General features: G+C 60.1%; 1 protein-coding gene. It reads right to left on the bottom strand.

The features are described 5' to 3' along the window. A partial coding sequence (locus tag LCH65_RS24715; RefSeq protein ID WP_226439880.1) for a filamentous hemagglutinin N-terminal domain-containing protein occupies positions 1 to 13,488 on the bottom strand: 13,488 nt, incomplete at its 3' end. Positions 13,489 to 13,512: the final 24 nt, after the last annotated feature.

The following is a 13,512-nucleotide window of genomic DNA, read 5'->3' as shown; positions in this document are numbered from 1 at the left end:
AGTGAGGACCGGGTTGGTTTCGATCAGGTATTTTTGCGGTTTGGAGACGAAATTGCTGCTTGGCAAGCCTTCTACTCGGGTCACCGTTTGCGCTGCCGCCGAAACGAGCGGCGTAATAGCGCTGGCCTGTGCCACTGTGGCGGGCTGAGTGATAGCGGTTGAAGCAGGCGTGGTCGTGACAGGGTTTAGAACAGCAGCAGTGACAGGACTGACCGGAGCAGCCACAGCGCTGCGAACCGGTGCAATGACCGTTCCGCCTTGAGCACTTACAACCACCTGAGTGACTGCCGCAGTCGCGCCTGACTGGGCACCGGTCGTAGCCTGATTGACAACGCTGACCAAGCTACCTTGCGTATCATTTACAATCTGACCGGCCTTGTTGACCTGGGTGCCCTGCACCATACCAGCGTTTTCCGCGGCCGAGTTACCGGAAGAAATGGCGGTGATAGCCGCAACACCTGCCGTCGATCCTGCATTCTGGACAGGCAACAATACGCCGCTGCCCTGATTGCCCGTCGCAATGCCGGTCACGCTGCCGACGCTGGTGACACCTGCGGAATCAGAGGTATGGCTTGGCAGCACTAGCCCACCAATAGGTGCGGCACCTGGAGCGCTGGTATCAAAAGCAGTTGCATTGGCGCTTACGCCTGCGCTTTGCCGTGTGACGGAAGCAAGCTGGCGGGTGGCGTTGGATATCTGGCCCACCGAGCCAATCTGGATGGTGCTTGCCTGTGCGTCTGAAACGGTGTGCTCTCGTTGCGCGACGGACACCGCTGCGCTGCCCATTGTCCAGCTTTGCGACAGGCCTACAGGTTGAGCGACAGTGGCTGCGGTGCCGGTCTGGCCACTCAGGCGGAACAGGCCGTTCTGCCCGGTCGGCAGGCTGAAGCCTGGCAGGCTCAAAGGATTGACTTGTTGTTGGGCCAGGTCTGGCGGCAGTTGCTGATTGACAGTAATGCGTGTGGAGAATTGACTGCCCGGAGCATTGGTGTCAGTGCGAGAACCGCCGCTCACGTAGCTGTAACCAGCGCGTACGACGTTGTTGCCGATATTCTTGCTCGCGTTGACGTTTACCGCGCCACCGGCCTGGATAATGGCGGCATAGCTCTGGTCGCCGGTTGACAGCTGAGTGACCTTGCGGAACTCAGGCATCTCTGTCTCGGTGATGGCGATGAAGTCCGCCATTGCCGGTTCCAGGCCGCTGAGGTTGTTGGCGTTATAACCGCTGCTGGTAAACCAGTACTTTTCAGTGAAGTCGCTTGCGGCGTTGGTCCAGGCCCCGGCGTTGCTAGTACGGGCGCTGCGGTACACGCGCACTGTTTCGGTGTCGCTGGCCTCTATGCCGGTGTTGTTCAGGTTGTTCAGCGTAGCGTTGAGGTTACCGCTGGTGACGATGGTGCTGCTTTGGTTGAACAGATCACCGCCGTTGATGTTCAGATTACCGCCAGCGGTAATGCCGGACGCAGCACTGGCTGCGGTCACTTCAAGCTTTTCACGCTGGGTTATTTCCCAGGTATGAGTTGCTTTGCCACCGCCGCAGTCGTTGTTATAAAACTCGCGATTGCACGCTCCCTCATCAATCCTGGCGGTATAGATACCGCCATTGCTGGTGGTCAACAGGGCGCGGACGTTTTGTATTGTGCTCGCCGCGAGGCTCATGCTGCCGTCGCTTTGTATCGACGCAGAACTGTTGACAATGCTGTCGGCAAGCGCGCCTTGCCCGTTACGGTCAATCGTGAGATTGCCCAAGCTGTAGATGTTGGCGTAGCTGTTGTTCAGCGAACTGACGCGCAGGCTCATGTTGTTGCCACTGAAGATCAGCCCACGGTCATTGACCAGCGAGCCGGTGGTCACAGTCAAAGCCTGACCGCTGCCCAGCGTGCCTTGGTTGTTGATGCTCCCCGCGTTGATGGTCAGATTAGTCGCCGAGGTCAGGCGACCGGCATTGTTCAGTTGCCCCCCCATGGTCACCGAGGTTTCACCGCCGCCGGATATGGTCGAAGCGGCGCTCAGGTTCACTTGTGCCGCACTCAGCCCGAGCGTTCCTAGGCTGCTGAGACGGCCATTGCCGCCGTATGTACCGCCGAGGTTGAGGCTTAGCGAGCCGTCACTGGCGATCAATCCATCGTTATTCCAATTGCCACCATTGCCCACGAGGCTGTTCGATGCCAGCAACTGGCCGCTGGCGGTCTGGCTGAAGTTATTGACGTTGACGGTGAGGCGCCCGGCCTGGATAACGTTACTGTTGGTCCAGCTATCAGCACTCAGTGTCAAACCACCGCGAGTAACAATGCTGCCGCCAGCATTGGTGACGTTGGCCGTAGAAATATTAAACGTGCCATTACCCGTATGCAGCAGCGAACCGCCCCCATTGAGGAAGTTGCCAGCGTTGAGAGTCAGGTCGCTGTTGGCGCTTTCCAGGGTGCCGTTGCGGTTGTCGAACAGGTTGCCGATCTGGAAGTTTGTGGCGCCGCCACCGCCCAGCGCGCGCAGTTGCCCGGTCTGGTTGTCCAGACTGGCAGCTGTCACGGCCAGGGTGCTGTCGCTTTCGATGATGCCGAAGCGGTTGTTCAGCGCGCCGCTCAGGTTCAGTTCAACCTGGCCGCCAGCGATCTGGCCGTCGTTGTCGCCACTGTTGTCGAAGTTGCCACCGTTGACCCGCACCAGGCCTTTGGCGTACAGGCCGCCGTTGCGGTTGTCGAAGCCGGGGGTAGTGATCAGCGCTTCGCCGCCGCGCGCGGAGACTCGGCCGCCGTAGTTGTCGAAGCCGCCCAGCGCGGTCAGGTTGAGGCGTTGCGCCTGAATGACACCGCCCTGGCGATTGGCGTCATAGCCATTTTTCAGCACGCCGGCCAGTTTCGCGGTGAACAGACCTTGCAGGCTGGATAGCACTCCGCCCTGACTGTAGAGGTTGGCACCGGTCAGGTTCAGGTCGCCGTTCTGCGCGATGATCCGGCCGTTCTGGTTGTTGACGGTATCAGCGACATCCACAACCAGTGCGCCGACGCTCTGGACCGCGCCACGAACGTTGGAGAGGCTCGCTGCATTCAAATGCGCATCGGCGTTCTGGCTATAGATCAAGCCATCAGCATCGTTGAGGACACTGCCACCCGCGACGACTGTCAGTGTGTTGTTGGCTGCGATTGTGCCGCGGTTGCGGTTATCCAGTTGCCCGGATGTGTTGAGGGTCATCAGGCTTTGGCTGATCAGTTGCCCGGCCTGGTTGTTGATCGCCGCGCTGCGCCGCAACAGCAGGTTACCGCCGCTGGCCAGCTTGCCGCTGGTGTTGGTCAGGCTGCCCAGCAGGTCGAGTGTCATATCGGCCTTGCTGCTCAGGTTACCGGCGCTGTTGTCGAGGCTGCTGCCTTCGAAGCTGAAACCCTGTTGGGCCGTCAGGTTACCGGCCGCGTTGTTCAGGGCATTGGCTTTGATGGTCAGCCCTGCACCACTGTCAATCAGGCCGTTCTGGCTGTTGTTCAGCAGGCCCGCGACGGTCAGGGTCTGGCCGGTTCCGCTGGAGAGGATGCCGCCGCTGTTGTCGAGGCTGTCAGCGGTTACGCTCAGTGTGTTCTGGCTGACCAACGCACCGTTGCCGCCGTTGAGCAATTCACCGGTCAGGGTTGTAACGAGGTTGCCGTTGCGGCTGGACAAGGTGCCATTGGTACGGTTATCGAGTCGATTGCCGGAAACGTTCAGGCCCTGCCAGCCGGAGATCAGGCCGTTCTGGTTGAGCAGGTTGGTCGCGTTGACTGTCAGCACGTTGCTGCTGATCAGCTTGCCGCTACTGTTGTTGAGGGTGCGGCCATCGAACCTGAAACTCTGTGCGCTGGAGACCTCGCCAGACTGGTTATTCAGGTCGCGAATGCGGTTAAGGGTCAGCGAACCGTCTGCCGAAATCAAGCCGCCGAGGTTGTTGAGGTCGTTGCCTTGCATGTCGATGGACAAACCGGCGTCGCCCATCACGCGTCCGCCATTGAGCGACAGTGCATTGAGGACCATAGTCATGTCACGCGTGGCCGACACTTCGCCGCTGTTGCCAGCATCCAGGCTGCCCGCCGTCAGGTTCAGGGTGCCGGTACTGTTGATCAGGCCTTTGGCGATGTTGTTGATCGATGTGGCGTTGAGGATCAGGCTGGTGCCGCCCAGCACCTGGCCGTTCTGGTTATCGAGACTGGCCGTGCCCACCTTGAGCGCCTGAGCAGCATTGATCAGTCCTTTGTCACGGTTGGTGAGCAGACCGGTAACCGTCAGGTCCAGGTTGTTGCGGCTGGTCAGTGTACCGCCTGTGTTATCGAGGGTATTGGCGGTGGCATCGACACCGGCTGCGGCGATCATGCCTTTGACGTTGGTCAGCGCACGGGCGATGCGCAGGGTCAGCAATTGGTTGCTGAGCAGTTTGCCGCCGCTGTTATCCAGTTGTTGCGCGTTGACGGTAAACGCCTGAGCGCTTGATATTTCGCCGTTCTGATTCAGAACCTCGTTGACGTTTTTCAGCAGCAGTGCGCCCGGCGCGTTGATCAAACCGCCCTGGTTGTCGAGCTGGCCGTTGTTCAGGTCCAGGCTCAAGGAGGTGTTGCTGAACAGGCTACCGCCCTGCTGACTCAGGCGGCTGACACTGGCGGTCAGTGCCTGGCTGCTGCCGATGCTGCCGCCATCGCTGTTGGTCAGTCGTGCGGTCGTCAGGTCCAGACGATCACTGCTGCTGACGCGACCGTTATGGCTGTTGTCAAAATCCCCGGTCTTCAGGGTCAGCAGGCCTTTGCCGCTGATGTTGCCTTTCTGGCTGTTATCAAGACTGGCACTTTTCAGGTCCAGTGCGCCGTCGGTCAAAAGCTTGCCGCCCTGGTTGCTGATTGCCCCGGTGCTGTCGAGGGTCAGTTTTCCAGCGCTGGAAATGCTGCCTGCGGTATTGGTCAGACTGCTGGTCTTTACCGTCAGGACATCTTCGTTGCTGATCAGGCCTTGAGTGTTATCGAATGCTGCAGACAGGTCGATACCCAAGGCTTTGAGGGCACTGAGCGCACCACCGGTGTTGTCCAGGGTGCTACCGACCAGCGTCAAGCCGCCTTGGCTGGAGAGCAGACCGTTGGTTCGGTTGGTGATCTGCGCAACGTTCAGATTCAAGGCTTTCTGCGCCAGCACCTGACCGCTGTCGCTGTTGTTCAGTTGCTGGCCGGTCAGGGTAATCACGTCCTGACTGGACAGTTCACCGCCGCGATTATCGATGCTGGTGACATTGATACCGAGGGCTTGGGTTGCGCCGATGAAACCGTTCTGACGGTTGTCCAGCGCGTCGCCACGCAAGGTCAATGTGCCTTGGGCAAGCATCTGGCCGTTCTGCTGTAGAAGGCTGCCGATCCGTGCGTTGAGGTTCTGTTTGCTGGCGATCTGGCCGAGGCGGTTGTCCACGGTCGCGGCGTTCAGCGTCATGTCAGCGTCGCCGACCAGCGTGCCCTTGACGTTGGTCAGGGCGGTATTGACCATCAAGTCCAGAGCTGCGCGGCTGCTTATCAAGCCTTCGGTGTTGTCCAGGCTGTCGCTGCGAGTATTAAGGGCCGCAGCGGAAATCGTACCTTTGACGTTGCTCAGCGCCTTGTTGACGATCAGCGTCAGAGCCTGACTGCTGAGCAGTTTGCCGCCACTGTTATCGAGACTGTTGGCGTTCAGGGTAAAGGCCTTTGCGCTGGAGATTTCGCCGTTCTGGTTGGCCACGCCGTTGAGATTCTTCAGCAGCAACATGCCCGGGGCGTTGATCAGACCGCCCTGATTATTCAACTGGCCGTTGTTCAGATCGAGGCTCAGCGAGGTGTTGCTGAACAGCTCACCACCCTGCTGGTCGAGGCTGGTCACGCTGGCCGTCAACGCCAGCGCACTGGCAATACGTCCGGCGCTCTGGTTGATGACCTTGCCTGCCGTCAATCGCAGGGTATCGCTGCTGGTCAGGCGACCGCCCTGGCTGTTGTCGAACGTGCCGGTGGTGACCTGCGTGGCGCCCTTGCCAGCCAGTTTGCCCGCCTGACTGTTGTTCAGGCTGGCGCTGGTCAGTGTCAGCGTGGCGTCGGTAGTAACGGAGCCCGCCTGGTTCTCCAGAGCGCCGGTGGTGGTGACGCTCAAGGCATCGGCACTGGACAGGCTGCCTGCTGCGTTTTGCAGCGAGGCGGCATTGATCGTCAACGCCGCTTCACTGCTGAGCAGACCAGCGCTGTTGTCCAGCGCACCGGACACATCAATGTTCATGTCCTTCTGGCTGGCCAGCGTACCGCCTGCGTTATCCAGCCGTGCACCGTCGAGACGCAGGGTGTTACCGAACAATAGGCCTTTGTTGAGGTTGATCACACGCGCCACTTTCAGCCCCAGCGCCGTACCGGCGAGGACCTTGCCGCCGTCACTGTTGTCGAGCGTCTGACCAATGATGTCCACACCGATCTGGCTGGACAGTTCACCGGACTTATTGTCGATGTCGGCAACATCGATTTTCAGCGCTTTTGTAGAGCCCACCAGGCCGCCCGACCGGTTGTCGAGGGTTTTGCCGGTCAGGGTCAGATTGCCCTGCGCAACCAGCTCGCCGCCCTGCTGGGTAAGGCTGCCGATATTGGCAATCATGTCAGCCTGACTGGCGATACGACCGTTGCCGTTGACAACGCTGTCGACCTGCAACTGCATCAGGCCAGCGGCGTTGAGCAGACCGTTCTGGTTATCCAGATGCGTGCCGACCAGTTCAAGACCGGCATTGCTGTTGATCAGGCCTTTTTGCGTGGTGCTCAGACCGGTCTGGCTATTGTCGAGGGCATCGACGAACAGCTGCAGGCCTTTCTCGGCGCGAATCGCACCGCCACGGTTATCGACGCTGTCGCTATGCACGATCAACAGGTTCTGCGCGGCAATACGGCCGCCACGGTTATCCAGCGTCTTGCTCGACAGGTCCATCAAGCCTTTGGCTTGCAGGCTGCCACCCGCGCGATTGTCCAGTGCGCCGCTCAGTTTCAGAGTCAGTTGGCCATCTGTGACCAGTACACCGGACTGGCGGTTGTCCAGACTCGCAGCACCGATGTCGATACCCTGCCCTGCGCCCAGCGTTCCGGCCTGATTATCGATGGTTTCAGTGATCACCAGTTTCAGGAACCGGTCAGCCATGACCTGGCCAGCGGCGTTATCGAGGCTCAGCGCATTCAGGGTCGTGTTACCGGCGCTGGTCAGCTCGCCGCTGCGGCTCGACAGCTGGCCAGTGACGTTTACCAGCAAGTCGGCATCGCTGCTCAGGCTGCCACTGTTGTTATTCAGCTCATTGGCCGTCAGATCGATACCGTTACCAGACACCAGACCGCGCAGGTTGGTCAGCAGTTGGTCAACACGCACGATCAGCGCTTTGTCGCTGAGCACCGAGCCAGCGGTGTTGTCCAGCGACGTAGCGGCCAGGGTGAAGCCGTTGGCGCTGGAAATTTCACCGCTGCGGTTGCTGACTGCATTGAGATTTTTCAGCAGCAACTGGCCCGGTGCGGTAATCAGACCGCCGTCGTTGTTCAGCACGCCTTTGCTTAAATCGAGACTGACGTCACTGTTGCTGTACAGACGGCCATCGTTAGTCTGATTCAGACCGGTGACCACGGCCGTCAGGGCCATGGCGCTGGCAATACGACCGGCGTCGCTGTTGTTGACCAACCCTGCATCGAGTTGGAGGGTTCCGGTACTGGTCAGGCGGCCGCCTTGCTGGTTGTCAAAAGCACCGGTGACGAGCTTCACGCCCTTGCCGGCGATACGACCGTTCTGGCTGTTGTCCAGGCTGGCGCTGGTCAGCGTCAGGGTTGCATCACTCAGGATCTGCCCGCCACGGTTCACCACGGCACCATCGACCGTCAGGGACGAGTTGCCGGAGCTGGTGATACTACCGGCAGTATTGCCCAGAGAAGCGGCGCTCAACACCAGCGTGCCATCGCTGCGCAATGTCCCTTGATCGTTGCTGAGGACGCCCGAGTCTTTCAGACCCAGACTGTTTTTGGCGTAGACGCTGCCACCGCCCGTGTTGATCAGTTGCCCGACGTTCAACTGCACACTCTGCTGGCCGGAAACGGCACCTGCGCTCTGGTTGTTCAGGCTGTCGGCGTTGAGCAGCAACGTACCATTGGCCAGTAAACGGCCCTTGCCACTGTTATCGAACTGGCCAACGGTTGCGGTCAGCTCTCCAAGGCTGGAGAGCTCCGCGTTGCGGTTGTCCAGCGTCGCGGCACTCAGCTCGACACCGGTGGCGGAAATCAGGCCACGCAGGTTGGTCAGCAACTGGGCGACACGCACGATCAAGGCTTTGTCGCTGATCACCGAACCTTCGGTGTTATCCAGCGTGGTCGCGGCCAGCGTGAAGCCATTGGCACTGGAGATTTCACCGCTCTGGTTGTTGACCACGCTCAGGTTTTTCAGCAGTAACTGGCCCGGCGCGTTGATCAGGCCGCCTTGGTTAGTCAGCAGGCCGTTGCTCAGGTCCAGGCTGACATCACCGTTGCCGTACAACCGGCCATCGTTGGTCTGGTTCAGGCCGGTGACCACTGCGGTCAGGGCCATGGCGCTGGCAATACGACCGGCGTCACTGTTGTTGACCAGCCCGGCATTCAGCTGGAGTGCGCCGGTACTGGTCAGGCGGCCGTCCTGATGGTTGTCGAAAGCGCCAGTGGTAAGCACCACGCCATTGCCCGCAATGCGACCACTCTGGCTGTTATCCAGGCTGCCGCTGGAAAGCGTCAGACCTGCATCACTGATGATCTGCCCGCCCTGGTTGACGACGGCAGCATCGACTTTCAATGTGGCAGCACCGGCGCTGGTGACTCGACCGCCGGTGTTGGCCAGAGAAGCTGCTTTCAGGTCCAGCGTGCCGTCACTGCGCAGTACGCCCTGATCGTTATTCGATGCCCCGGTGAGAGTCAGACCCAGTGTGTTTTTTGCATAAACGCTGCCAGCGCCGGAGTTGTTCAGCTGTCCCAGATTCAGCTGAACGCCCTGCTGTCCGGAAACCACGCCGTTCTGGTTATTCAGGTTATCGGCTGTCAGCAGCATTGTGCCGTTGGCCAGCAGACGCCCTTTCGCGCTGTTGTCGAACTGGCCGATGTTGGCAGTCAGGGTGCTCAGACTAGAAATTTCCGCGCTGCGGTTGTCCAGCGTTGCAGCACTCAGATTGAGGCCATTGGCGGAAATCTTGCCGCGCAGGTTGGTCAGCAACTGATCGACACGCACGATCAGCGCTTTGTCGCTGAGCAGCGAACCCTCGGTGTTGTCCAACGAAGTGGCCGCCAGCGTGAAACCGTTGGCACTGGAGATTTCACCGCCTTGGTTGTTGACCACGTTCAGGTTTTTCAGCAGCAACTGGCCAGGCGCATTGATCAGGCCACCCTGGTTGGTCAACAGGCCATTGCTCAGGTCCAGGCTGACATCGCTGTTGCTGTACAGCCGGCCGTCGTTGGTCTGATCAAGGCCGGTGACCACGGCAGTCAGGGCCATGGCGCTGGCGATGCGCCCGGCGTCGCTGTTGTTGACCAGCCCGGCATTCAACTTAAGTGCACCGGTACTGGTCAGGCGGCCGTCCTGATGGTTGTCGAAGGCTCCGGTACTGAGAACCAGACCTTTACCGGCAATGCGCCCGCTCTGGCTGTTATCGAGGCTGGCGCTGGTGAGTGTCAGTTGCGCGTCGCTGAGTATCTGCCCGCCCCGGTTGACAACGCCGTCATTGATAATGATCGACGCAACACCGGCGCTGCTGACGCTGCCCGCGCTGTTGGCCAGCGAGGCTGCACTCCCGGTCAGTGAACCGTCGCTGCGCAGCACACCCTGATCATTCTTCAGTGTCCCGCTGACGGTCAGACCAAGACTGCTTTTGGCAAAAACGCTGCCCCCACCGGTATTGTTCAGTTGGCCCAGGTTCAGTTGCACGCCCTGCTGCCCGGAAACGATCCCGTTCAGGTTATTCAAGCCGCCCGCGGTCAATAGCAGCGCGCCATTGGCCAGCAGGCGACCTTTTTCGCGATTATCGAACTGGCCTATGGTGGCCGTCAGGCTGTCCAGGCTGGACAGTTCGGCGTTGCGGTTATCCAACGCTGCGGCGCTCAGGGTGACGCCGTTGGCGGAGATCTGCCCGCGCAGGTTGGTCAGCAGCTGAGCGATACGCACGATCAACGCTTTGTCGCTGACCAGCGAGCCGTCAGTGTTGTCCAACGAAGTCGCTGCCAGCGTGAAATCGTTGGCGCTGGAGATCTTGCCGCTCTGGTTATTGACGACGTTCAGATTTCTCAGCAGCAGCTGACCAGGAGCGGTTATTTGCCCGCTCTGGTTGTTCAGCAGGCCATTGCTCATGTCCAGGCTGACATCGCTGTTGCTGTACAAGCGCCCGTCATTGGTCTGATTGAGGCCCGTAACCACGGCAGTCAGAGCCATGGCGCTGGCAATACGACCGGCGTCACTGTTGTCGACCAGCCCGGCATTGAGCTGGAGTGCGCCGGTACTGGTCAGGCGGCCGTCCTGATGGTTGTCGAAGACTCCAGTACCGAGCACCAGACCTTTACCGGAAATACGACCGCTCCGGCTGTTATCAAGGCTGCCACTGGTGAGTGTCAGTTGTGCATCGCTGACTATCTGCCCACCCTGATTGACCATCGTGCCATTGAAATTGAGCACACCTGTGCCGGCACTGGTCACACTGCCGTTGGTGTTGGCCAGACCGGCTGCCTTGAGGTCCATTGCGCCATCACTGCGCAATACGCCCTGATCGTTTTGCAACACACCGCCCAGCGTCAGGTTCAGCGCATCCTTAGCGTAAACGCTGCCCCCACCGGTATTGTTCAATTGCCCCAGGTTCAGTTGCACGCCCTGCTGACCGGAAACGATCCCGTTCAGGTTGTTCAAGCCGTCCGCAGTCAACAGCAGCGCGCCACTGGCCAGCAGGCGGCCTTTTTCACGGTTATCGAACTGGCCAACGTTGGCCGTCAGACTGCCAAGGCTGGATATTTCGCCATTGCGGCTGTTCAGTGAGCCCGCTGTCAGATCAAGACCGGTCGCAGAGACCAGACCGCGAAGGTTGGTCAGCAACTGATTGATGCGCACAACGAGCGCTTTATCGCTGAGTATCGAACCGTCGGTGTTGTCCAGCGAAGTGGCTGCCAGCGTGAAGCTGTTGGCGCTGGAGATCTTGCCGCTCTGGTTATTGACCACTGTGAGGTTTTTCAGCAGCAACTGACCAGGTGCAGTGATCTGGCCGCCCTGGTTGGTCAACAGGCCATTGCTCAGGTCCAGGCTGACGTCGCTGTTGCTGTACAGTCGGCCGTCGTTGGTCTGATTAAGGCCGGTAACCACGGCAGTCAGCGCCATGGCGCTGGCGATGCGACCGGCGTCGCTGTTGTTGACCAGCCCGGCGTTCAGTTGAAACGCGCCGGTACTGGTGACGTGGCCGTCCTGATGGTTGTCAAAAGCGCCAGTGTTGAGCACCACGCCATTGCCGGCAATGCGACCACTCTGACTGTTATCCAAACTGCCGCTGGAAAGCGTCAGGCCCGCATCGCTCAGAATCTGTCCGCCACGGTTGGCGACTGCGCCTGTTGTGCTGACGGTAGCCGTGCCGGCACTGGTCACGCTGCCGCTATTGTTACTCAGAGAGGCCGCGCGCACGGCCAGTGTGCCGTCGCTGCGCAGCACGCCCTGATCGTTGCCCAAAGCGCCGTTGACGGCCACATTCAGGTTGCTTTTGCCGTAGACACTGCCGTTGCCGGTGTTGGTCAGTTGCCCCAGATTCAGCTGTACGCCTTGCTGTCCGGCGACCGAGCCGTTCTGGTTGTTCAGGTGGTCAGAGGTCAGTTGCAGCGCGCCGTTGGCCAGCAGACGGCCTTTTTCGCGGTTGTCGAACTGGCTGACGGTCGAGGTCAGACTGCCGAGACTGGAGATTTCCGCGCTGCGGTTGTCCACGCTTGCCGCGTTGAGCAGCAGATCGCCATTGGCGCTGATAAGCCCCAACTGGTTGAGCAACGGCCCGGAAATACGGGCGGACAAAGCGCTGCTGCTGAACAGCTTGCCTTGCTGGCTGTTGTCCAGCGAACCCGCAGTGATCGTCGTAGTGCCATTGCTGCTGATCAGCCCACTCTGGCTGTTGAGCACCTGAGACGAGTTGATATCGACAGTGCCGCCCTGGCTCAAAATTCGGCCTGACTGACGATTGTCGATGGCAGTAGCTACGATGCGTGTGCTCGACTGACCGTTCAGTGTGGCTCCCTGATTGTTCAGGGTCTGGCTGATGCTGGCTTGCAGGGCGCGGCTGGCGGTGATGCTGCCGCTGTTGTTCAGCCCGTTGGCAGACAGCGTCACATCGCCCGATGTGTTGCGGCTGTTGTCTGCATTGACGCCCGCCTCGATCACCGCGGTGTTATTGATCTGACCGCCTGCGGAAAGTGTCAGTGCATCGCGTGCGGCGACGTTCTGCCGGGTGATGAGATCACCTGCTGTGGTCATGCCCAGTGACGACCCAGCATAAACCGGCCCGTTGACCTCGGCACTGTTGGCCTTGACCGCCACAGCACCGCTGGCAGCGGTCTGCATCATGCTCAAGTGGCCGTTGGCATCAAGCTGGATATCTCCGCCACTGGCCGCCAGATCGCCAGCCAGCCTGACGCCGACACCCGCCTCGGTGCCCACCAGACGGATAGCGCCGGCATACATGCCGCCCAGCGCCGAGCTGTCGACGGCCAGTTCCGGTTTGGCGCTGCCGTCGTCAGGCAAGGCGGTGGGGTTCAGCGTCTGTGCGTCGACATCGTTGCGACCGGCAATGATGTTGAGGCGCTTGGCGTGTATCTCGGCATTGATCTTCGCACTACGGGTGATGATGTCGAACTGGTCGACGTTGTCTGCGTTCAGCCCCACACCGTCGATGGATATGCTGCCGCCCTGCACATTGAAACGCTGCAACTGCCCGTTGGCATCCAGCACCGGTTTGCCGGTGGTCAGCGTGACCTGCGGGGTATTGATGAAACCGCAGCCGTTGCAACTGATGCCGTAGGGGTTGGCGACGATGACACGTGCCGCCTGCCCGGCCACTTCCGTATAGCCTCTAAGCTGACTGGCGTTGGCCCCGACCACTTCGTTGAGAATGGTGGTGGCCGCCGTGCCGCGCAGGTTGGAGTTGCCGACGATGATGCCGCCCAGTTGAGTGCTCTGGGTCTGGTTGGTGGAGTTGTTGAGGATGACGCCCTGGCTGTCGACGTTGAACTGCTGATACTGGTTGTGTGACAGGCCGCTGGCATTGGGCGCGGCAATATTGACGATAGGCACGCCATTGCCGGCCTGATTCAGGCTGGTATTCGTGCCGCTGACCACAATGCCTTCGGCCTGAACCAGCATCGGCTGCCAGAACATCGCATTGGCGAGAATCAGCGCGAGGCCGCGCTTGGGCATTCCCCAGAAAGACCGGCGCTCGACCAGCACAGCAGAAGGCTGACGAGCAAGCAGAGCCAGTTGGTGAACGTCCATGTAAATGACCTCGGAACAGGTAGG

The organism is Pseudomonas sp. MWU16-30316 (assembly GCF_020515645.1).
GTDB lineage: Bacteria > Pseudomonadota > Gammaproteobacteria > Pseudomonadales > Pseudomonadaceae > Aquipseudomonas > Aquipseudomonas cerasi.
Note: the sequence above shows the minus strand (reverse complement) of the source record. Positions and strands in the feature narration are given on the sequence as shown.